Genomic DNA, 22,049 nt, shown 5'->3' with positions numbered 1-22,049 from the left:
GGAGGGTCCCGGTTTGGTGAATGGACCCGGCTTGGCAGACGGGGCGGGCGGGGCCTATGCGAACGTCGTGAGCGATCAGAACCCGTACCCCGATAACCCGCTGGACGAGCGTGAGCGTCTGTTCGACTTTGTCGAGACCGCGCCGGACCGGTTCAGTGTCGCTCCAGTCCGCAGCGGCCTGCTGCGGCTGTTCGGTGGGGCGATCCTTTCACAGTGCCTCGATGCCGCGCGGCGCACGGTGCCCGATCAGAAGATCGCGCACAGCTTTCACGCCTATTACATGAAGCCGGGTCTGACCGACGCAGTGAACGAGATCGAGGTGACGCGCGAGACCGACGGGCGCAGCTTTGCCACGCGTGCGGTGAGGATGACGCAGGGCGATGCCCCGCTGATGCGGATGATGGCATCGTTCAAGGTGGACGAGGACAGCGCCGGCCACTCGATCCCGATGCCCGACGTGCCCGATCCGGAAACGCTTGAACCGCTGGCCGATATCCTTGCGCGGCTTTCCAAGGACCTGCCGGCACGGCACGGCCCGTTCTGGCTTCGCAGGCAGCAGATCGACTGGCGGCCGGTTCAGCCGTTCCCCTTCCGCAATAGCAGAAGGCTCGCTCCTTGCCGCCAGTTCTGGTTCCGCTTCAAGGGCACCATCGACGGGCCGCATTATGTGCACCAGCGCTGGCTCGCATATGCATCCGACATGCACATCATTCATACCGGCCTCGGCCCCATGGGGATCGACTGGTCGAATGACCGGCTTCAGACCTCCAGCCTCGACCACGCGGTGTGGTTTCATGACCTGTTCCGCGTCGACGACTGGCTGCTTTACACCTTGGAGTCGCCTGCCGCCGGCAATGCCTTGTCGTATGGGCGGGGCAACATTTTCAGACGCGACGGGACATGCGTCGCCAGCGTCAGCCAGCAGGGGCTGGTCCGGATGCTGGACTCAAAACGAGAAGGAAAGCTGTGATCGACACATACGAAGCGCGCGAGCCCTATCGCACGTTCGAGGACCTGGCCGTCGGCGAAAAACGCGTATCGAAAAGCCGGACCGTGACGGCGGAAGAGATGATCGATTTCGCCCGAAAGTACGACCCGCAGTGGTTCCATGCCGATGCCGACGCGGCAAAGGATTCGGTTTTCGGCGAAGTCGTCGCCAGCGGCATCTACGTGCTCGCCCTGTGGCGGCAGATGGACCACGAGATCAACTGGGACATCGACTTCGTCTGCGGCGTGGGCTGGGACGAACTGCGCCTGAAACGCGCGATCCGCGCAGGCGACACGATCCACGTGACGAGCGAGATCATAAGCCTTGAACCTTCGAAGACCCGCGACGACCGCGGCACGGCGCTGACGCGCTATGCCGTGATGCTGGAGGATGGGACCGAGTGCGTTACGTTTACCAGCATCAATCTCGTCTACACCCGCGAAGGGCGTGCAAGGATGGTCGGCACCGCGCGCTAGCGGTGCCTGATATCACTTCCGCTGGTCGAACCGGCGGCCCAGCATGGCAGACGCGATGTTGACCTTCTGAATATCGATCGCACCACCGGCGATGCCCCAGCCCCACGCATCGCGCAGGCGGCGTTCCATCGGGAATTCCTTGGAATAGCCGTAGGCGCCCATGAGCTGCATCGCATCTCCCGTGACCTCGCGCGAGATCGTGTTGGCAAAGCACTTGCCGGTCGAGCTGTGGAGCACCGAGGGCAGACCGTCTTCTGCCTGCGAAGCGGCGCGCCAGATGAGGAGGCGGGCGGCTTCGCACTTCATCTGCATTTCGGCTAGCTTGAGCTGCACGGCCTGAAACTCGGCAATCGGCTTGCCGAACTGTTTGCGTTCCTGGACGTATTCGCAAACGTCCTCCAGCGCGCCCGATGCCTGCGCCAGCGACATCGTCGCATTGCCGCAGCGTTCGAGGTCGAAGGCTTCCATCAGTTTCTTGAAGCCGCCAGCGGGCACGATGACGTTGCCGACCGGCACTTCGCAATCGTCGAAGTTGAGATCGGACGAAGGCACGCCGCGAAAGCCCATGAGCTGCTCGTTCGGGCCGAACGACAGGCCCGGCGCGTCCTTTTCGACCAGCACCGCGCCGATGCCCTTGGCACCCGGATCGTCGGAGAGGCGGCAATAGACCACATAGGCATCGGCATGGCCGCCGCCCGAACACCAGCGCTTGGTACCGTTGATGACGATCTTGTCGCCCTTCACGACACCCTTGGTCTTGAGGTCGGTGAGCGCCGAACCCGCATCGGGTTCGGACATCGAGACCGCGACGACCATGTCGCCCGCGCAGACGGCCGGGACGACGCGCTGCTTCAGCTCGTCGGAGGCGAAGTGTTCGATCGCGCGCACGGGGCCGACCGAGCTTTCGAAGACCGGAAAGCCGATGGCAGAGGAAATCTTGCCGAATTCCTCCAGCACGATCAGCGCCTCGATATTGCCGAGGCCAAGCCCACCCAGATCGCTCGACACGTTGATGCCGAGAAAGCCGAGTTCGGCAAAACGCTTCACCAGTTCGCGGCTGGGCGGCTTGTTGTCGCGTTCCAGTTCGGCGGCGATGGCAGGCAGTTCGCCCTGGGCAAAATCGCGTGCGGCTTCCTGCAGCTGCCGCTGGTCTTCTGTAAGCGAGAAATTCATGTCTGGGGTCCTGCGTCGGGCAAGTCTTAAAGGTCGTCCGCGGTCTTCTGTCCGGGGCCGTAGATGTAGTCGTCCAGCACCTTGTGGAAGTGCCGGATGCGCTGTTCCTGATCGCCGATCCAAAGGCCGGGGAAGTATTCGGATTGCATTCCCGTCTGCACGGTCGGCAGGTTGAAGGCATCCTGGTCGAGGACCTGCCCGATCGACTTGTCGCCGTGCTTGAAGCGCTTGTGCTTCACGCGTTCGGGCCATTCCTCGCCTTCGGGGACGAGCTCGAACATCCAGATGTCGTAGTACATCTTGTTCGGGTCGGTCGCGTGCGGGCGCTGGCGGAACAGCATGATATCGTCGCTGTGGACGTTCACGGCCACGTTCGGGAAGATCATGTAGTGATAATCGTCGGTCAGCTGATCGTCGTTCAGCTCCGAATAGTCCTTGCCCTGTGCCGGGCCATGCTCGCGCTTGAACTTCTGGACGTCGACACGGATGTCGGACACGCGGCCTTCGTATTCGGCGGGGTCCATTCCGGCGTTGACCATGATCTCGTAGATCGCGGGCGGGATCTGGCTCGGCATGTGGACGCGCGGGCTGATCGCGGCGAACGGGATCAGGTAGCGGTTGTGCTTGCCGTAACAGTCGATCTGGACGTTGATGTCGTCGAGATACCACTTCAGCTGCGGGTGGATGCCCTGCACGTGATAAGTCTCGTTGAACGCGTCGACCGACGTCTTCCAGTTGCAATCCCACTCGACCGTGATGTCGCGTTTCCACGCCATGCGTTCGGGGTGATACGGTTCAAGATGCTGCTTCAGCGGGTCGATGAAGTCGTCGAACGGCTCGACGTCGGGGTTGAGCGAGAACCAGACGAAGCTGTTCCACTCGACACACGGCAGCGGCTGGGCCGACATTCCCGGAGGGCCGCCCTGCAGAAAAGTGCACAAGTCGGGAATATGTTCGAGCTTCCCGTCGAGGCCGTACGTCCAGTGGTGATACATGCACTGGAACTTCTCGGCATTGCCGCGACCTTCTGGGCGCAGGCGGTTGCCGCGATGGAGGCATACGTTGGGGAAGCAGCGGACCGAACCGTCCACCTGCCGCACGATCAGGACGGATTCCTTGCCGATCTCGGTGCAGATGTAGTCGCCGGCCTCTTTCAGGTCGTCCGACCGCCCGCCCAGAAGCCAGGTCTTGGTCCAGACTTTCTCCCACTCCATCGCCATGAATTCGGGCGAGTAGTAACGGGCGGCGGGAATGATGTCGGTGCCAAGCTCGGGGTCCGGCGCTTTCTCGACCGGCGTGCCGTTGCCCGTCGTCTCGGGATCGACGCGCGGCACATCGACGACGCGAAGCGCGTCCATCGCCGCCGGATCCCATCCCATGACGTGCTTTTTCATCAGAAGTGCGTCCGGTTCGTGTAGCCCCCGTCGACGACGAGGTGGGAGCCGTTGCACCAGCTCGCCGCATCGCTGGCGAGGAACGTGATCGCCTTGGCAACCTCTTCGGGACGGCCGAGGCGGCCCATCGGCTGCTGGCGGACCTGGGCGTTGTAGAACTTTTCCATTGTGCCCTTGATCATGTCCCAGTTGCCGCCTTCGAATTCGATCGGGCCGGGGGACACGACGTTGACGCGAATGCCGTCCTTGCCGTGATGCAGGGCAAGCTGCTTGCCGTAAGTGGCGATCGAGGCCTTTAGCGCGTTATAGGCCTGCGGACCGCCCATCGCCTCGAGGATAGAGGTCGTGCCGATGAGGACGATCGACCCGCGCTGCTGTTCGGTCATCGTGGGGACGACGGCCTCGACCGCGCGGACGGCGCCCATGAGGTCGACCTCGAAAGCGTTGTGCCAATACTTCTCGGACCCCATCCCGCCGCCGGCGGAAGTGAAGGGAATCATGATATCGACGCCTTCGAGCTCCTCGATCGCCCATTCGAACCATGCCTTGTATTCGTCGGCGTTCTTCGCGTTGGCAGGCTTGCCGACAACCTTGGTGCCATACTTGCCAAGTTCCGCGACCGCGTCCTTGACGCTGTCCTCGCTGCGCGCGGTAAGGGCGATGTCGCAGCCTTCGCGGGCGAGAATTTCGGCAACGGCGTAACCGATGCCGCGCGCCGCGCCGACCAGAATGGCCTTCTTCCCCTGCAGTCCAAGATCCATGTTATCAGTTCCTTGCTTCTCCGGCGGTGCGGCGTATCCCCGCATCTCGCCCCTCGTTCAATGTTTGCCTTAGAAGCGGCGGCGCTCCCGACGCAAGATAAAAACAGTCATGACTGACTTTTATATAGGTCTTCTCACGCCGCCTGCAACTCCTGCACCAGTTCATCGCGGAGGCGGAATTTCTGTATCTTCGAGGTCGACATTGGCCATTCCTCGACAAACCGGATGTGACGCGGGATCTTGAACGAGCTGATTTTGCCCTTGCAGTGCTCGATCAGTTCGGCCTCGCTCGCGCTCTGCCCCTCGGCCAGCTCGACAAAGGCGGCGGGCACTTCGACATAGCGGTCGTCGGGCAGACCGACGACTTGCGCCAGCTTCACCGCCGGATGCGTCTGCAGCATCGCCTCGATCTCTGCCGCGGCGACATTCTCGCCGCCGACCTTCAGCATGTCTTTCAGGCGGCCATGGAACATGACGTTGCCGTCCGCATCGATCGATCCGATGTCGCCGGTGTGGAACCAGCCGTCGCGGATCGCCTCGGCGGTCTTTTCGGGATCGTTATAGTACCCTTTCAGCCGGTTGGGGCCGTTGAGGACGATCTCGCCGTGTTCACCGGGGGCGCAATCGTTGCCGGTTTCCGGGTTTACGATACGCACGTCCCATTCCTCGATCGGGGTGCCGCAGCGGCCCGTGCGCACTTCGTAGCTATCGGACAGGCGGCTGGTCGAAACAGTGCCCGCCGCCTCGGTCAGGCCATAAGTGCCGACTTGCGTGGTGTGGGGCATGGCTTCGGCCACCGCGTTCTTGATCCATTCGGGCTGCACCGCGAAGTTCGAGTTCATGACCCGAAGCTTCGAAAGGTCCGTGTCCTTGAACGTCGGGTGCGTGATCAGGTCCTGCATGATCGTGACGAAGCTGGGATAGGCGATCGTCGCTCCTTCGCGGCCCAGCATTTCGAGGCCCACGCCCGCATCGAAACGCGGGATGGTCATGTAGGCGCCGCCGATGTCGAGGATCATCGTCATCGGCAGGATGCCCGCGATGTGGAAGATCGGCAGCGGCGACCAGACCTTGTCTTCGATGCCGCATTCGTACCGCACGCCGAGGTTGCGGCTGTTGGCGACTTGCGCGCGGTGCGAGATCATCGCGCCCTTCGGGTTCGCCGTCGTTCCCGAGGTATAGAGGATCATCGAGGTGTCCTGCGGATCGACATCCTCGATCCGCTTGTCGAGTTCGCTAGGGGTCACGACATCGCCGCCCGCCAGCGCATCCTTTGCCGACAGCAGGTAAGGCGCGCAGTCGTCGTCGAGGCATATCACGTTGCGCAGCACCGGCGCTTCGTCCAGCGACAGATGGCGCGGATCGCTGGCCGACTTGAGCGAGGGGAGGGCTGCCTCCAGACGCTCTCCGAAGTCGAGGTTTTCGGCCACTTTGCCGGTGGTGATGATCGTGACGAGATCGGCGTTGGCCGTGACGTAGCCAAGCTCGCTCGCCTGATAGCGTGCGTTGATCGGCACTGCGACCGCGCCGGTCATGGTGATCCCGTAGAACGCGGTGATGAAGTCGATGCAGGTCGGCAGCAGGATGCCCACATTCTCACCCGGCTTTACGCCAAGCGCAATCAAAGCACGCGCCCATGCGCGAGCCTGTTCGTTGAGTTCGGTGTAGGTCAGTCTCTGGTCCGGAAAGATGATCGCGTCCCGTTCGCCGAATCGTTCGGCCGAGGTCTGGATCATCTCGCCCATGGTAAGCACAGGCCCGTTTTCGCCCATCGTGTCTCTCCCAACTTTCCCGCCGTGCCGTTCGTCGCAGCACCGGTGGCTGTTTGACGCGAAGCTTATCAGCCAATAAGAAAAATACAATCATGCATGAATGTTTCTTGCGGCGGATCGCTGCGATCGTGGCGTCGGGCCGATGCTTGCGCTTTCCGCCCTGCTGCCCTTAAGGATCAATTGCGGCATAAAGCTTCTCGTGAAATCAGTTCGAGGGACTACCCGCACCGAGAAACTGGAATCGAACCGGCATGAGCACATCGCGCACGCGCACCAACGACAGCAGCACGTCGACAGCCAAGGCAGGCGGCGGGACGCTGCAGGCTGCCAAGGCCGCGCAGACGCGCAAGCGCCTGATCGATGCGACTGTGCGCTGCCTCGTCAAATACGGTTATGCCAGGACCACCACGCCGCGCGTCGCGGAAGAGGCGGGGCTATCGCGCGGGGCGATGATGCACCACTTCGAAAACGGTGCCGCGTTGATCAAGGCGACGATCCGCGAATTGCACGAAAAGCGTCTGCGCGCCTTCCGCCGCGCCGCGGGCGAGACCGAACACGACGTCGACAACCTAGTCGAGACTTACTGGACGCAAGTCCAGAAGCCGGGCTTCATCGCCTTTCACGAACTGGCAATCGCTGCGCGCACGGACAAGGATCTCGCCGGCATCATGGAGCCGCTGCAGGAAGAGTTCCGCGACCGGTTCAACACGCAGGCCGAATCGCTCTTTCCCGAATGGCGCAGTTCGCCGGAAAAGTTCGACCTTGCAATGCGTCTGTCGCAGACGATACTCGAAGGGATGGCGATCCAGCTTCAGACCGGCGCCATGTCGGCCGATCAGGTGCCGCCCATGCTGAACCATCTTGAAAACCAGATCAGAGCACTGATGCCGCCGATGGGCTGAGCGCTGATGTCGTCATCGGCGGCTCACAATAATAAAACAATCTTGTTTGTCTTTTTGGTGGTTCGGCGTTACCGTTGCCGACGGAGAAGGTTGGATGCCACGACTTCAGGCACCTGATAAAACAAGCAAGGAACACGCCTTGAACGCAGGATCGTACAAGCCGAAAATTTTCCGGCCCGAAGACGTCACGAGCGAGAGGCCCAAGCGCGGCCTCGACGAAGAAGACCTCAAGCAGCAGCAGACGATCTACCGTGATGACATGCTTGCGGGAAAGACCGTGCTCATCTCCGGCGGCGGCAGCGGCATGGGGAAGGCGACCGCCTACCTCGCGGCAAAACTGGGCGCGCAAGTCGCCATCTGCGGCCGCAACGAGGAGAAGCTGGAAACCACGGTTAAGCTCGTCAAGGACGAAATCGGCAGCGACATCCTCGCGCTCGGCACCAACATCCGCGATGCCGAGGCGGTCGAGGCGATGATCGGCAAAGTGCACGACCATTTCGGCGGGCTCGACACGCTGGTCAACAATGCGGGCGGGCAGTTCCCCCAGGACGCGATCGACTTTTCGCGCAAGGGCTGGCTGGCCGTCATCGACACCAACCTCAACGGGACCTGGTGGATGATGCAGGAAGCGGCCAGGCGCTGGCGCGAGGATGGCAAGCCCGGCAACATCGTCAATATCGTCGCCAACGTCGAACGCGGCATGCCGCAGGCCGCGCATACCTGTGCGGCGCGAGCGGGCGTGATCTACCTGTCGAAGACACTGGCGACCGAGTGGGCGCAGTGGAACATCCGCGTCAACTGCATCGGCCCCGGCGTGATCGAAACCGAAGGATTCCGCATGTATCCCGAAGAAGCACTGGCCCGCTTCCACAAGGCGAATCCGATGAAAGAACGCGGCAACGCGTGGGACGTGGCGGAAATGATCGCCTATCTCGCATCGCCCGCGGCGCGCTTCATCAATGGCGATCTGATCATCCTAGACGGCGGACAGGCCCAGTGGGGCGTCGTCTGGCCGGCCGGGATGCCCGACTATTTCAGCGAGGACGGGGCCGCCTGAGCCCTGCCCGCTTTCGAGTAACCGCGAGACAGCGCGGATCATCATGAAGAGGAGAGGATTATGGGCCGCGTAGAAGGCAAGGTTGCGCTCGTCACGGGTGGCGGTTCGGGACTCGGCGCTGCCGACAGCGAGGCGCTCGCCGCCGAAGGGGCGATCGTAGTCGTCACCGATGTAAAACAGGAAACCGCGCAAGCCGTTGCCGACCGCATCGGAGGCGGTGCGATCGCTCTTGCGCTCGACGTATCGAGCGAAGAGCAGTGGCAGTCGGTCATGGCCGAGATCAAGGCGAAGTTCGGTCGTCTCGACATCCTCGTGAACAACGCAGGCGTGGTGCTGAATGCCGATGTCGAGGATACCAGCCTCGAAAAGTTCCGCTGGGTCAACGCGATCATGACCGACGGGGTTTTCCTCGGCATGAAGTACGCCATTCCCCTGATGAACGAGAACGATGGCGGCTCGATCATCAACATGAGCTCGACTGGCGCGCTGCTCGGCTATCCGATCTTCTTCGCCTATTCCGCGGCGAAGGGTGCGGTGCGTTCCATGACCAAGTCGGTCGCGGTGATGTGCCAGGAAAAGGGTTACAAGATCCGCTGCAATTCGGTTCACCCCGGCGCGATCGAGACGCCGATGGTTCAGACCGCCGAAGGGCGCGATGCACAGCCCGTGGCGGAAGGGGTTCTGCCGCCCGGTACGCCCGGTGCCCCCAAGGATGTCGCCGCTCTGGTCCTCTATCTCGCCAGCGACGAATCCCGCTTTGTGAACGGGGCCGAACTCGTCATCGACAATGGCGTGACGATCCGTCCTTTCTGACCGCAAGCTTCCCAAAATGCCCTCCCTCCCGATGGGGCGGGGCTAGGCCAAAAAGATGCCCTGCCTTCCGACGGGGAGGCAGGGCCAGGCCAAAAAAATGCCCTGCCTTCCGACGGGGAAGGCAGGGCCAGGGAGGTGGCTATTTGGCTGGCTCTCTACTTGGCGAGCCAGCGATCCAGTTCGGTGTGGAAGTGGCGCAGACGCGCTTCCTGTTCGCACCACAGCGGGCCGTTGAACCCGCGTGACCTTGCGCCCTTCTGTACGATCGGCAGCAGGTCGGAATCCTGATCCAGCACTTCACCCATGCCCGGCGGTTCGCCAAGGCCGGTGTGCACGACTTCGGGCCGCGTCGCGCCGGTCACGTCGACATCGTCGCCAAGCCCCATCCAGCCCGGCGCGCCATATCCGGGCGCATCGACGTGGCGGTACATGATCGTCGTTTCGTAGGTGAACTGCTCGGGGTCGCTTTCGTGCGGGTTGAAGCGGTGCAGGAACACCGCCTCGGGGTGACAGCCGATCTGGATGTTCGGGAAAATTCCGAAGATCGTCGCATCGGTCAACTGCGCGTCCGAGAAGTGCGAATAGTCGAGACCGATCCTTTCCGCCCGCTCCCGCTTGGCCTGGGCCACGGCGGCACGACTTTCCATAGCGGTTCCGTCGAACGTATCCGGGTCCACGCCCGCATCGGCGAGCAGCATGGCGATGCCCGGATTGATGCCTTCCTGATCGGGGAAGTGCGAATTGGGCTGCGCCATCGGCACGAACTGACGCGACAGGGCGTTCGGAAAGAGATCGATGTGCGTGCGATCGTCGATCACGCCCATCGTTTGCGGATGGATCGCGTGGAGGTGATAGCTTTCGTAGAAAGCATCGATCCCGCCCTTCCAGTTCGCCGCCCAGTCCGACCGGCGATGCTGCACGACGTGCATCAGGTCGATGCGATAAGTCTCCAGCATGTCGAGGATCGGGGCGAGGAATTCCTTGAGCGGCGGGACGTCGTCGCTCATCGAGATGAAGACGAGGCCCACCGCTTCCTCGGCGCGGACCGAGGTGAGGTCGGTGCCGTGGCACAGCACTTCGGGGCGGAAGGTCTCCTCGTCGGTGATCTTCTCGTTCTTGCCGTCGATGCCGAAGCGCCAGGAATGAAACGGACAGGTGAAGCTGTCCTGGCTACCCATGTCGGTCGTGACCAGCTGACTGCCGCGATGTGGGCACACGTTGTAGTGTGCATGTACCGCGCCATTCTCGCCGCGAACGACGATGAAGCTTTCACGCCCGATGTCGACCTTCACCCAGTCGCCCGGTTCCTGAAGATCGCTGGCAGGCGCGGCCAGCAGCCAGGTCTTGGTAAAGACCTTCTCCCATTCCGCCTCAAAGAAAGCCTTCGAGGTGTAGCGGGAAGGGTCTAGCCGTTCGGCCCCGTTGTCGATGGCGGGGGCCGGCTGGTCGAAGGGATGGTCGGACCCTTTGTGGACCGCCCAGCTGCGCGGATCGTAGTTCACGAGCCCTTCTCCATGCGGCGGTCGAGCTCGCCGTGGAAGTGGCGCAGGCGTCCTTCCTGCTCGCTCCACAACGGTCCGCGGAATCCGCGCGACTTCGCACCCTGCTGCACGATGGGCAGGAGATCGGAATCCTGGTCCAGCACTTCGCCAAGGCCCGGCGGTTCGCCAAGGCCAGTGTGCACGATTTCCGGGCGCGTCTTGCCCGACAGGTCGGTTTCGTCGCTCAAACCCATCCACGCAGGCGCGCGATAACCGGGCGCGTCGACGTGGCGGTAAAGGATGCAGGTGTCGTAGGTGAACTGGTTCGGGTCGCTTTCGTGCGGGATGAACCGGTGCAGGAAGATCGCCTCGGGGTGGCAGCCGATCTGAGCGTTCGGGAACAGCGAATAGACAACCGAATCCGAAAGCTGGCTGTCGCTGAACTTTTCATAGCCGAGCCCGAGTTCGTCGGACCGCTTGCGCTTTGCCTTCTGCACGGCCTCACGCGTTTCGGCGGCGGTGCCTTGGTAGGTTTCGGGATCGATGCCTGCATCGCGCAGCATGAGCTGGATGCCGGGGTTCACCGTTTCCTGATCGTGATAGCGTTCGGCAGGCTGTGCAAACGGCACGAACTGGCGCGAAAGGCCGCCGGGCCACAGGTCGATCTGGGTGCGATCGTCCATCAGGCACTGGGTCTGAGGATGCACGGCGTGCAGGTGATAGATCTCTGCAAAGGCGTCGACGCCGCCCTTCCAGTTCGCGCCCCAGTCGGAACGGCGATGCTGGACGACGTACATCTTGTCCATGTCGTAGAGTTCAAGCTGTGGCAGGATCGGCGCGAGCCATTCCTTCAACGGCTCGATATCGGCGTCCATCGAGATGAAGACCAGCCCGCATGCCACTTCGCAGCGGACAGAGGACAGGTCGTGCCCGTGGCACAGCACTTCGGGACGGAAGGTTTCTTCATCGGTGACGGCAACGTTCTTGCCTTCAAGGTCGAATTTCCAGGAATGGAAGGGGCAGGTGAACTGGTCCACCGATCCGAAATCGGTCGTCACCAGCTGGCTGCCGCGGTGCGGGCACACGTTGTAGTGCGCCTTTACCCCACCATCTTCGCCGCGAACGATGATGAAGCTTTCCGGGCCGATGTCGAACCGGAAGAAGTCGCCAGCCTCCGGAATATCGGAAATGTGGCCGGCGAGCAGCCAAGACTTGCAGAAGACCTTCTCCCACTCCTCGCGCATGAATTCGCGGTCGTAATAGCGGCGCGGGTCGGGGCGACCGGTACCGTTGTCGATCTTGGGCGCACGGCCGTTGAACGGGTGCGGCGTGCCGACGTGGATGTTCCAATCATCGAAATCGAGCTTCATCAGGTATCCCTCTCCAATGGGATTCTTCTCCGGAAATCCGATCCGGGACCGGTCCCGCATGCGACCTGTTTTCGGTGGCCGACTCTGCGGGGGCTGGACTGTCATTAAAAAACAGTCATGATTGTTTTGCAAGTGACAAGCGTCATGCACACGACAGGGCGCAGCACGGGAGAGACGAAGATGAGCAAAATCTACGGCACAACGTTCCAGGTAGCCTATGTCGTGCCCGATTTGGGCGCCGCGATCGAGCACTGGACGACGAAGATGGGCGTGGGGCCTTTCTTCGAATTCCCGATTCCCCTGCCATTCGAGGAACTGGCCGTGCGCGAGGAGAAAGTGCCAAACGATCACCCGGTCTTCGCAGGCGTAGGCGTATCCTACAGCGGCGACACGATGATCGAATTGATCCAGCCGGGAACAGCCGCTTCCACATACCGCGAATTCCTCGAATCGGGGCAGAGCGGCATCCACCATTTCGGCACGTTCGTCGAAGACTACGACGCGGTGATGGCCGATGCGCGGGCGCGGGGCGTTCCGGTTCTGCTGGAAGGCACGCTGCCGCTTTCGCGCTTTGCCTATCTCGACACAGCCAAGCCGGGGCTGAGCCCGATCGTCGAGATCATCCAGCCTTACGACGCCATGTTCGAGACATTCGAAATGATCCGCGGCGAAGTCCGCAACTGGGACGGCAAGACGAAGCGCAAGGCGCTCTGACCCGTTCGCCCGCTCAGTCGTTGCCCTCCGGAAGCGCGAAGGCGACGACATGGTCGCCGGGCGTTGTGCCCATGTACATGTGACCACCGGCTGCGATCACGACGTACTGCCGCCCCGTCTTTTTCGAACGGTAAGTGATCGGCGTCGCCTGTCCCCCCGCGGGCAGGCGGCCCTTCCATAGCTCCTCGCCGGTTTCGGTATCGAAGGCGCGCAGGTAATCGTCGATGGTCGCGCCGATAAAGGTCAGGCCAGACGCCGTCGTCACCGATCCGCCAAGATTGAATGCGCCGGGTATTTTGATGCCCAGCGGCGCGACATCCTCGCTGGTGCCGATGGTGCGTTTCCATGCCAGCTTGCCGGTCTTCAGGTCCACGGCGGACAAGTGCCCCCATGGCGGGGCAGTGCACGGAATGCCCAGCGGGGACAGCATCGGCCACAGGCTTACCCCGTAATTCGTACCGATCTGCGGCAGGTAGCCGGGGGCGTGCGAACTGGTCGCTTCCTCTGGCGTGTCGGCATCGCTGTCACGCGGGAAAAGCAGGACTTCCTGCGGAATCGCCGCCGAGTTCACGATCATCAATTCGCGTGCGGTGTCAATGCTCACACTGCCCCAGTTGAGCGTGCCGAAGGTTCCGGGATACTGGATCGTTCCGCGCTCCGACGGGGGCGTATAGAGCCCTTCGTAATCGAGAGAGCGGAACCGGATGCGACAGTAGAGCTGGTCCAGCGGGGTTGCGCCCCACATCGAAGCCTCGGTCAGTTCTGGCGGCGCAAAGGATGCGAAGTTCCTGTTGAACGGCTGCGTCGGGGAATAGCGTTCACCCGGCAGTTTGCCTTGTGGGACGGCTCGTTCTTCGACGGGCACCAGCGGCTTGCCGGTGCGGCGGTCGAGGATGAAGATCTCGCCCTGCTTGGTCGGTGCGGCCAGAGCGGGGACGGGGCCGTTTGCCGATGGATGGTCGAACAGGACCGGTTGGGCCGGAACGTCGTAGTCCCAGATGTCGTGATGCACGGTCTGGAAGCTCCAGCGCACTTTGCCGGTCGCCACGTCGAGCGCGACGATCGAACTGGCATAGCGTTCCAGATCGGGCGAGCGATGGGTGCCGACATGGTCCGGCGTGGCGTTGCCGGTGGGCAGGTAGACAAGGCCGAGGTCAGGGTCGGCGCTGAACACGCTCCACGCGTTGGGCGAACCGCGGGTCCATTCTTCTCCCGCTGCGGGCTGCGGCGCATCGTCGGGCCTGCCGCTGTCCCAACCCCATAGCATCCTGCCGCTCTTAACATCGAACGCGCGAACCACGCCCGACGGGTCGTCCTTGTCGAAATTGTCACGTACGTAAGAGCCGAGCACTGCAACATTGCCGATAATGGCGGGCGGCGAAGAGGTATAGCTTCGCAGCGGGTCGATCGAGCCAAGGTCCTGAGTCAGGTCGATGCTGCCGTTCTTGCCGAAATCGGGGCATGGCTTGCCAGTCCTGGCATCGCTGGCAAGAAGACGGCCATCGACCGTCATCGAAAGGATGCGTGCGGAGCAAAGACCCGCCTCTTTTGCATCGGCATGGTAGGACACGCCGCGGCAATTCAGCATCTGCGCATTGCCGATTTCGGCGCGCGGATCGCGGGTCCAGACCGGCTTGCCCGTATCGGCGTCGAGCGCGAAGACCTTCCCCGTGGGCGAGCAGAAGTAGACGGTGTCGTCCACCATGAGTGGTGTCGCCATGAATGAAATCGGGGGGCCGATCTCGGGGCGCTTGGCGTTTGTGTCGCCGGTCTCGAACGACCATGCAGGTTCAAGGCTTGCGACATTGGCGGGCGTAATCTGGTTAGCGCCCGAATGGCGTAGGCCCGCCGCATTGCTGCCGTATGCGGTCCAGTCGGTGGGGCCATCGTCGGAGACGGCTGCGGCAACGCGGCTGGCCCCCGGCGACATGTCGTAAGTGCGGACCTGGAAGAAGGCGACCGACATGACGGCAACCGCCGCACCTATCGCAAGGGCAGGCAGGAGGCGCGCCATTATCGGACCCTTTCGCACCAGCATGCGCTGGACGAAGGGCAGGGCAAGGACCACCCCGATGACCACCGGCCCTGCCAGGCGCGGCACGAGTTGCCAGAAGGTCAGCCCGACTTCCCAGACCGCCCAGACGAGCGTTCCTGCAAGCAGCGCGGCATAGACCGGCAAGGCGCGATGGTCGCCGCGCCACACGAGGAAAGCGGATGCGAGACAGGCCGCGCCGGCAATGGCGTAATAGGCCGACCCGCCAAGCGAGATCAGCCACGCCCCTCCGCCCAGTAGGGCAAGACCGACAAGGCCGAGGAACACCGCCGCGAGAAGGCGCGACCACAGGGGTGGGCGCCGCTGCGCCCCGCCCACGCTTTCCGCTTTCGCCATTGGTCCTACTCGGTCTCGATGACCATGATCGGCGCGCGCACGTCCACCGTCTCGCCTTCTTCTGCGATGATGCGAAGCACCGTCCCGGACACGGGGGAAGGGACTTCGACCGTGGTCTTGGCCGCTTCGACCTCGACCAGGTTTTCCCCTTCAGCGACCCTGTCCCCCGGGCCCTTGAGCCACTTTACGATTTCGCCATCCTGCATCCCCATTCCGTACTGGGGCAGGACTACCGTGAATTCAGCCATGGTGTTCCTTTCCGGCTCAGGCGGGTTGGGTTTGTTTGGTGCCCACGACCTTGCGGGCCGCGTCGACGATGCGTTCTACCGAGGGGTAGAGCGGCTTTTCGATATGCGGACTGAAAGGCAGGTGCGTGTCGGGAGTGGTGACCCGCAGGACCGGTGCGCGCAGGGCATCGAAGGCGTTCTCGACGATCGTGGCCGAGATTTCGCTGGCCGCGCTGCAGGTCATGTGGGCAGGGTCGACGCAGATCGCGCGGCCGGTCTTGCGCACCGATTGCAGGATCAGCTCGCGGTCCAGCGGGACCAGCGTGCGCGGGTCGATGACTTCGGCGGAAATGCCTTCCTGCTCCAGCGCCTTGGCCGCCTTCAGCGCGACGTTCACGCCGCCCGCCACGCCGATGATAGTGACGTCGCTGCCCTCGCGCTTGATGTCGCCCTTGCCGAGCGGGATGATGTGTTCACCCTCGGGCACTTCGTCCTTTGCCATCCAGCAGGTCGAATCCTCGAAGCTGAGCACGGGATCGTCGCTGCGCACGGCGGCCTTCAACAGGCCCTTCATGTCGCTGGCACATGAGGGGGCGATGATCTTAAGGCCCGGCATATTCATGAACATCGAATAGGGCCGGTCCGAATGCTGCGCCGCGTTCGAATTGCCGTAGAAAAGGCAGGACCGGATGACGAGCGGCAGCTTCGCCTGACCGCCGTAGATATAACGTGATTTCGCGATAATCGAACAGATCTGGTCCATCGCCGGAAACAGGAAAGACGAGATCGTCGCATCGACGATGGGGCGCATCCCCACCATCGCCGCGCCGCCTGCCGCGCCGATGAAGCCGTTTTCGGAGATCGGCGTGTCGCGCACGCGTTCCGCGCCGAAGGCATCGACGAAGCCGGTGGTGGTGCCGAAGACGTTGCAGCGCACGTCCTCACCCATGATGAAGACCTTGTCGTCGCGCTGCATTTCTTCCTGCTGCGCCTGCATGATCGCTTCTAGAAACGTGATTCTTGCCATTGTCTGGTCCTCCTCAGGCGTGGGCCTGGACTTCGGCGGGGATGGGAACGCGATCGACGAAGACGTCGTCGAAGGCTTCCTCGAAGACGGGGTATTCGCTGTCGCGCGCGAACTGGAGTGCGTCTGCGACCTCGTCGGCGATCGTCTTGTCGATGGCGTCGAGATCGGCCTCGGTGACGCCCGCCTCGATCAGCCGCTGGCGATAGATCGTGATCGGGTCGCGCTTGACCCAGTCGTCATGCTCCGGCCCGCGCGGGGTAAGCTCGCGGCCCATGTTCACGGCGTGGTCGCCATAGCGGTAGGTCTTGGTCTCGATCAGCGTCGGACCCTTTCCGGCCCGCGCGCGGTCGACTGCCTCGCGTACTGCGGCCTCGACCGCGTCGACGTCCTGACCGTCCACGATCACGCCGGGGATGCCATAGCCGTGGGCACGGTCGGCGACGTTCTCGCCCGCTACCGCGTCGCTGGTGGGCGTTGACATGCCGAAGCGGTTGTTCTCGCACACGAAGATCGCGGGCAGCGACCAGACGGCGGCAAGGTTCATGCCTTCGTGGATCGCGCCTTCGCTGCTGGCCCCGTCACCGAAGAAGCAGAGCGCCACGCGGTCCAGCCCCTGCAGCTTCGCGCCCAGCGCCGCGCCTGCCGTAACCGGTCCTCCCGATCCGACGATCGAGGTTTCGCCAAGGCTGCCCATCGAGAAATCGGACAAGTGCATTGAACCGCCCTTGCCGCTGCACACGCCGGTCTTCTTGCCGAGCAGTTCGGCCATCAAGGGGCGCAATTTTGCGCCCTTGGCGATAGGGTGGCCGTGGCTGCGATGGTTGCCGACCATGTAATCGTCGTCACGCAAGGCCATGCATGCGCCTACGCCCGATGCTTCCATGCCCGCGTAAGTGTGGAGCGCGCCGGGAATTTCCCCGTCGGCATGGATCTTCTCCGCTTTTGCCTCGAACTGGCGGATGCGCTGCATGCGCCGGTATTTTTCGAGACGCGGATCGTTTTCGCCTGTGGTGGTCATCTCTCGTCCTCTTGTTCTTATTCCGCGGGCTCTGTCTCGGCGGCCAGTGGCGCGACGATCAGTTCAAGCGGGGCGTCGTACATCGGCTCGGGCGCGCCCGAGGTGATCGCGTAGACGTTTTCCATGTGGCAGGGCCCGACTTTCGCACCGAAGTAGAGGCTGTCGAGCGAGAGCAGCATGCCTTCTTCAAGTACGAAGCCTTCCTTCACACCGGCAAGACCGGCAGCCGGATAAGGCAGCGGAATTTCGAGCGGCATGAGCCCGATGCCATGTGCGACCACCAACAGCTTTTCCGGCGTGGCGACGCCATTGGCCTTCAGGTGCTCGTACCCGATGGCGGGCAGGTCGGCAGTGCTCATGCCAGGGCGAAGCTGGTCCACCATCTTCACGAAGGCATCGCGCAGCACGTCGTGCTGGTGCTGGTATTCCTCGCTCGGCGGGCCGATCACGGCGGTGCGGTTGATGTCGACCCAGAAGCCGTCGTGGATGCCCTGCGTTTCCAGAATCACGATGTCGCCCTTGCGCAGCGAACGGTTACCGCGCGTGCGGAACAGGTCGGGGATGAACTCGTCCTGCTCGTACGCGCCGCCGAACAGCATCGCACCTTCGTCGACGGGGATGACTTCGTTGCGGACCATGAAGTCGCAGATCTTCGCCTGCACGTCGTTCCAGTCCGCGCCTTCGTAAAGGACGCCTCCGGCAAATTCGATGATCCGGTCGGCCAGCTTGCCGACCTTGCGATAGCGATCCAGTTCTTCGGCCGTCTTCACCACGCGCACGCGCATCATGAAATCCAGAACGTCCGAATATTCGTGCGGAACGCGGTTCGAAATGCGCGCCGACATGCGGTGTTCGTCGAACCCGATGCGTTTGCCGGCCATGCCGTTGTCGGCAAGCGCCGAGGCAACGGCGGCGGCGATGTCCGGCTGGCACGATCCCTTGATTAGGTCCGCCATTGCCATCGCGTCTTCGCCCAGTTGTCCCGCATCGCGGTCGGGGTCGAGATAGCGGCTGACCTCGCAGAAGTTCAGCATCTCGAACGTGCGGATTTCAGCAAAGGTGCAGGCCGGACCGTCCTGGTTCAGCACCGCGACAAGGCCGAGGTTCGCCTCGGGAATGACGAGAGTGAGTGGCTTGGCCGGATCGGCATAGACGATGGCGGCCGCCATTGCTTCCATCTGGCCCCAGCGTTCGAGGATCGAGTGGTAGCCGACCGCATAGCGCACGTCGTGCGGGTGGGAGAGCACGACTGCGTCGTAACCCTCCTCACCCATCATGCGCCGCAGCCGCTCCGCCCGAGGGTTGTTCGGCTCGGTCATTCGGCTGCCTCCTCAAGGCCCTCGTTCGCCACGTTCGAGACGACTTCGCCGCGCGCAACATCGCGCAGGAATTCGTGGTTGAGGATGAAGCGGATCTCGCCATCGTCATCGAGGAAGGCGACCGCGCCGTGGCCCATGAAGAGGTATTCGGTCACCTGTTCGCAGCGCGCTTCGCTGTGGCGCGATCCGATTGGTTCGTAGCCATAGGTACCTTCGGGCGCGGAGCCGACGTCGTAGATCAGTTCGCCCTTGGTGACGAAATACTGACCGTGGCCCAGATGCCAGTGCGGGGCGAACGTCGCGCCGGGCTCCATCTTGACCCAGAGCACCCAGTCTCCCGTTTCCTCGCTGTAGCGCAGGAGACGGATCGTGGTGCCGGTACCCAGTTCCACTTCCTTGCAGTCGTTGATGTTGACGATCAGATCGCCAAGCTTGCCGGGATTGTGTTCGGTCATTGCTGCTCTCCTCGGGTGTCGTTTTGTCGCGTCATTGCGCCGTAAAACCGCCATCCACGACCAGCGAGGATCCGTGCATGTAACCGGCCTCGTCAGACGCGAGGAAACGGACGGCCTTGGCGATGTCGATGGGGTCGGCCATCCGGCCGATGGGGTGTGCGGGTGCCATGCCTTCGGCTACCTGTTCGACCGTTTCGGCAAAGCCGCAGTCGACGAAGCGCTGGAAGATGTGATCGACCATTCCGGTCTTCACGCCGCTGGGGTGGATCGAGTTGAACCGGACCTTGTAGCCAAGCGCCGAAAATTCGAGCGCAGCGGCCTTGGCGAACATGTTCACCGCAGCCTTCGATGCGCAGTATCCGGTGTGGAGCGGCGATCCGATCAGGCCTGCGACCGACGAGATCACGATCATCGAAGCGCCGTGCGGCAAGTCCTGCCCTGTCCGGTTCATGATCTGCACCGCCGCCTTCGAACCGAGGAACACCCCGTCGACGTTGACCGCCATCTGCTTGCGCCAGTCGGCCAGCGATGTCGTCTCAAGCTTGTCGACCACGACGATGCCGGCCACGTGGACCAGCGTGTCGAGACGGCCGTGCTTTTCTTCGACATGCTTGATCGCCGCTTCCCACGAAGCTTCGTCCGTGACGTTCAGTTGGATGTAGTCCGACTTGGCGATGTCGTCGGCCCAGTCGCCGCCATCGGCGGGAAGATCCGCGCCGACGACGGTGGCCCCCACTTCGGCCAGGGCCTGACAGATCGAACGGCCGATACCGCCAGTGCAACCGGTGACGAGTGCGACCCGTCCTTCAAGCGATGAAATCATGCGTGGACTCCTTTTACGTGTGGTTCACCCAGAAGGTCGAAGCTGCGGATGTCGACGTCGCCGTCGATGCAGGACCAGCCCTCGTCGGACATTGCGACGTGATAGGGCATTTGGGCGTGGGCTTTCTGCGCCGCGCGATCGCGGAACGTTTCGTAGAAGGCGAAGACGTTCGGGTCTTCGGGCGAGCGCAGGATCTGGAAATGAAGCGTGTCCGGCTCGTTTGCGCGGACGTCGGCCTGAAGCTGGGTGGCCAGTTCGACGAAGCGCTCCGTCTTGTCCGGCTTCGTGCGAAAATGCATGATGACTGCGATCATGAGAGGGGCCTTTCGAAATGGACGATAACTTGCTGGCCGAGGCAGCACGCCTCGCCCAAGGGCCCAGGCCGGGCGATGCGGTGCCGTTGGTAGAGCGTCTGCTGGGCGAAGCGCCGGACGATCCCGAGGCGCTGACTGTCGCGGCGCTGGTGGCGCAGCGGACGGGGCGCGGGGACGAGGCGGTTCGCCTTTTTGCCGTCGCGCGCGATGCCGATGCGGACAATCCCTCGCGGCATCAGAACCTGGCTGTCGCGCTGAAGCGGCTGGGCCGGTTCGATGAAGCTCTCGCCGCGTTCGAGACCGCGCTGGCCTTGCGTCCTCGCCACGGGGCGACCATCGCCAACATGGGTTCGTGCCTGCTGGCCGCTGGCCGGAATGATGAGGCGCTGGCGCGTCTCGATCCGGCTGGTGTCGACGATCCCGCCCATGCCGATTTCTGCAACAACCGCGGCATCGCGCTCGCCCGTGCCGGGCGCTTCGAAGAGGCGGTAGAGGCCTATCGCGGTGCGATTTGCGCGCGGCCCGCAATGGCCGAGGCGCGGATCAACATGGCCGACGCGCTGGCGCAGTCCGGCGATGCTGCAGGCGCGATGCGCGTGCTGGAAGAAGTGCTCGCCGCCGGTTCGAATATGCGTGCTGCCAACCAGCTTGGCCTGCTCAAGGAAAAGGCGGGGGACTTCGCCGCCGCCGCCGCCGCACTGCGCAGCGGCTTCGATCCCGATGCCCCCAACCATGCGCTGGGCATCAACCTTGCCCGCAACCTGATCCGCGCCGACAGGCCGCGTGACGCGCTGGCCGTGTGCGAACGGATGCTTGCGACGTCCCCTTCGGTCACCACCCCGCTCGCCATGGCGACGGTTGCGCTGGGCCGGATGGGCGAACATGGCGCGCAGGCCCAGCTCATGGGCATCGAGCATTTCGTGACCGTTCACGATATCGATGCCGTTTCCGGTTTCGCAACGATTGCGGATTTCAACGCCGCGCTGGTCGCCGAGCTTCGCAATCATCCCTCGCTGACCGAGGAGCCGGAAGGCCTCGTCACGCGGCAGGGCCGGCAGAGCGACGATCTCGCCGCCGCGCAGACCCCCGCGCTCGCCGCGCTGGGCGATCTGGCGAGAGAGCGGCTCGCGGCGGAAGTAGGCAGGCTGCGCGGCTTGGGTGGTAACCACCCCTTCCTGCGCGCTCTGCCCGAACACTGGTCTCTCACGCTCTGGGGCACGATCCTGCGCCCCGGCGGAGAGGTGGGCGCGCACATCCACGCGCCGAACTGGATGTCGGGGGTCTACTACCCCGACTTCACCGGCAACCCCGATGACGGGCGCGAGGGAGCATTCGGCATCGGTGTCCTGCCGGAAGAACTGGGCGGAAACGCCCAACCCTTGCAGGTTTTCACCCCGCGAACGGGACGCTTGATCCTGTTCCCCTCGTACCTGTGGCACGCGACGCTGCCCTTCGGCGGTGAGGAGGATCGGATCAGCTTTGCTTTCGATCTGGTGCCAGAGGGCGTGGGCCGGGCGCACAGCCTTTCGTGACGCGGCCGAGCTCTCCCGGAACGGCCGACGGGACCGTTCCGGGA

Annotated in this window: 21 protein-coding genes; 7 read left to right on the top strand and 14 right to left on the bottom strand. The window is 63.2% G+C overall.

The window, feature by feature from the left end:
• Positions 1-16 precede the first annotated feature (16 nt).
• Both A9D15_RS06300 and A9D15_RS06295 read left to right on the top strand, forming a co-directional pair.
• Positions 17-970 (top strand): acyl-CoA thioesterase, encoded by a 954-nt coding sequence (locus tag A9D15_RS06300; RefSeq protein WP_229660309.1) that lies wholly within the window; start codon positions 17-19, stop codon positions 968-970.
• Complete coding sequence (locus A9D15_RS06295; protein ID WP_229660308.1) at positions 967-1,464, top strand: MaoC/PaaZ C-terminal domain-containing protein; 498 nt, start codon at positions 967-969, stop codon at positions 1,462-1,464. Before A9D15_RS06300 ends, A9D15_RS06295 begins: the two co-directional genes overlap by 4 nt.
• Before the next feature lie 12 nt (positions 1,465-1,476).
• Here the strand turns inward: A9D15_RS06295 and A9D15_RS06290 are convergent, their stop codons facing one another.
• The 4 genes from A9D15_RS06290 to A9D15_RS06275 all read right to left on the bottom strand — a co-directional run bounded on the left by A9D15_RS06290 (position 1,477) and on the right by A9D15_RS06275 (position 6,564).
• The gene (locus tag A9D15_RS06290) at positions 1,477-2,637 is read right to left on the bottom strand and encodes an acyl-CoA dehydrogenase family protein (RefSeq protein ID WP_066763143.1); all 1,161 of its coding nucleotides are present in this window, start codon (positions 2,635-2,637) and stop codon (positions 1,477-1,479) included.
• A 26-nt stretch (positions 2,638-2,663) separates the two neighbouring features.
• A complete protein-coding gene (locus tag A9D15_RS06285; protein WP_229660307.1) occupies positions 2,664-4,031 on the bottom strand; it encodes an aromatic ring-hydroxylating oxygenase subunit alpha in 1,368 nt (455 codons plus the stop codon).
• The gene (locus A9D15_RS06280) at positions 4,031-4,792 is read right to left on the bottom strand and encodes an SDR family NAD(P)-dependent oxidoreductase (RefSeq protein ID WP_066763140.1); all 762 of its coding nucleotides are present in this window, start codon (positions 4,790-4,792) and stop codon (positions 4,031-4,033) included. The genes A9D15_RS06285 and A9D15_RS06280 overlap by 1 nt, the downstream gene beginning before the upstream one ends.
• Positions 4,793-4,926: 134 nt before the next feature.
• On the bottom strand, positions 4,927-6,564 hold the full coding sequence (locus tag A9D15_RS06275; protein WP_066763138.1) for a class I adenylate-forming enzyme family protein: 1,638 nt from the start codon (positions 6,562-6,564) through the stop codon (positions 4,927-4,929).
• Between the two features lie 251 nt (positions 6,565-6,815).
• On the opposite strand from A9D15_RS06275, the gene A9D15_RS06270 reads away from it, so the two are divergent.
• From A9D15_RS06270 to A9D15_RS06260, 3 genes are all read left to right on the top strand, one after another.
• Positions 6,816-7,466: a TetR/AcrR family transcriptional regulator gene (locus A9D15_RS06270; RefSeq protein ID WP_066763136.1), complete on the top strand. Its 651-nt coding sequence runs from the start codon at positions 6,816-6,818 to the stop codon at positions 7,464-7,466.
• Between the two features lie 139 nt (positions 7,467-7,605).
• Positions 7,606-8,523 carry an SDR family oxidoreductase gene (locus A9D15_RS06265; protein WP_066763135.1) on the top strand — a complete coding sequence of 306 codons (918 nt, stop codon included), beginning with the start codon at positions 7,606-7,608 and terminating at the stop codon, positions 8,521-8,523.
• 60 nt (positions 8,524-8,583) lie between these two features.
• On the top strand, positions 8,584-9,336 hold the full coding sequence (locus A9D15_RS06260; RefSeq protein WP_066763134.1) for an SDR family oxidoreductase: 753 nt from the start codon (positions 8,584-8,586) through the stop codon (positions 9,334-9,336).
• A 155-nt stretch (positions 9,337-9,491) separates the two neighbouring features.
• Here the strand turns inward: A9D15_RS06260 and A9D15_RS06255 are convergent, their stop codons facing one another.
• Entirely contained in the window at positions 9,492-10,838 is a 1,347-nt protein-coding gene (locus A9D15_RS06255; protein WP_066763131.1) for an aromatic ring-hydroxylating oxygenase subunit alpha, read from the bottom strand.
• Positions 10,835-12,187, bottom strand: coding sequence for an aromatic ring-hydroxylating oxygenase subunit alpha (locus tag A9D15_RS06250; RefSeq protein ID WP_066763129.1), 1,353 nt, complete (start codon positions 12,185-12,187; stop codon positions 10,835-10,837). Before A9D15_RS06250 ends, A9D15_RS06255 begins: the two co-directional genes overlap by 4 nt.
• A 180-nt stretch (positions 12,188-12,367) precedes the next feature.
• Here A9D15_RS06250 and A9D15_RS06245 point away from each other — a divergent pair, with 180 nt between their 5' ends.
• A complete protein-coding gene (locus A9D15_RS06245) occupies positions 12,368-12,901 on the top strand; it encodes a VOC family protein (RefSeq protein ID WP_066763127.1) in 534 nt (177 codons plus the stop codon).
• Between the two features lie 13 nt (positions 12,902-12,914).
• Here the strand turns inward: A9D15_RS06245 and A9D15_RS06240 are convergent, their stop codons facing one another.
• From A9D15_RS06240 to A9D15_RS06205, 8 genes are read right to left on the bottom strand one after another with little or no spacing between them, the layout of a single operon-like run.
• A complete protein-coding gene (locus A9D15_RS06240; RefSeq protein ID WP_066763125.1) occupies positions 12,915-15,290 on the bottom strand; it encodes a membrane-bound PQQ-dependent dehydrogenase, glucose/quinate/shikimate family in 2,376 nt (791 codons plus the stop codon).
• 5 nt (positions 15,291-15,295) lie between these two features.
• Positions 15,296-15,538: a biotin/lipoyl-containing protein gene (locus A9D15_RS06235; RefSeq protein ID WP_066763122.1), complete on the bottom strand. Its 243-nt coding sequence runs from the start codon at positions 15,536-15,538 to the stop codon at positions 15,296-15,298.
• Positions 15,539-15,554: 16 nt separating this feature from the next.
• A complete protein-coding gene (locus tag A9D15_RS06230; protein WP_066763118.1) occupies positions 15,555-16,544 on the bottom strand; it encodes an alpha-ketoacid dehydrogenase subunit beta in 990 nt (329 codons plus the stop codon).
• A gap of 13 nt (positions 16,545-16,557) precedes the next feature.
• Positions 16,558-17,562 (bottom strand): thiamine pyrophosphate-dependent dehydrogenase E1 component subunit alpha, encoded by a 1,005-nt coding sequence (locus A9D15_RS06225; protein WP_066763116.1) that lies wholly within the window; start codon positions 17,560-17,562, stop codon positions 16,558-16,560.
• Between the two features lie 17 nt (positions 17,563-17,579).
• Positions 17,580-18,881 (bottom strand): M24 family metallopeptidase, encoded by a 1,302-nt coding sequence (locus A9D15_RS06220; RefSeq protein ID WP_066763114.1) that lies wholly within the window; start codon positions 18,879-18,881, stop codon positions 17,580-17,582.
• Complete coding sequence (locus tag A9D15_RS06215) at positions 18,878-19,336, bottom strand: cupin domain-containing protein (protein WP_066763112.1); 459 nt, start codon at positions 19,334-19,336, stop codon at positions 18,878-18,880. The genes A9D15_RS06220 and A9D15_RS06215 overlap by 4 nt, the downstream gene beginning before the upstream one ends.
• Before the next feature lie 31 nt (positions 19,337-19,367).
• The gene (locus A9D15_RS06210; RefSeq protein WP_066763111.1) at positions 19,368-20,159 is read right to left on the bottom strand and encodes an SDR family NAD(P)-dependent oxidoreductase; all 792 of its coding nucleotides are present in this window, start codon (positions 20,157-20,159) and stop codon (positions 19,368-19,370) included.
• Entirely contained in the window at positions 20,156-20,473 is a 318-nt protein-coding gene (locus tag A9D15_RS06205) for a putative quinol monooxygenase (RefSeq protein ID WP_066763109.1), read from the bottom strand. Before A9D15_RS06205 ends, A9D15_RS06210 begins: the two co-directional genes overlap by 4 nt.
• A 17-nt stretch (positions 20,474-20,490) precedes the next feature.
• On the opposite strand from A9D15_RS06205, the gene A9D15_RS06200 reads away from it, so the two are divergent.
• Complete coding sequence (locus A9D15_RS06200; protein WP_066763107.1) at positions 20,491-22,005, top strand: 2OG-Fe(II) oxygenase family protein; 1,515 nt, start codon at positions 20,491-20,493, stop codon at positions 22,003-22,005.
• Positions 22,006-22,049 lie beyond the last annotated feature (44 nt).

Source organism: Croceicoccus pelagius (assembly GCF_001661915.1).
Taxonomy (GTDB): Bacteria; Pseudomonadota; Alphaproteobacteria; order Sphingomonadales; family Sphingomonadaceae; genus Croceicoccus; species Croceicoccus pelagius.
Note: the sequence above shows the minus strand (reverse complement) of the source record. Positions and strands in the feature narration are given on the sequence as shown.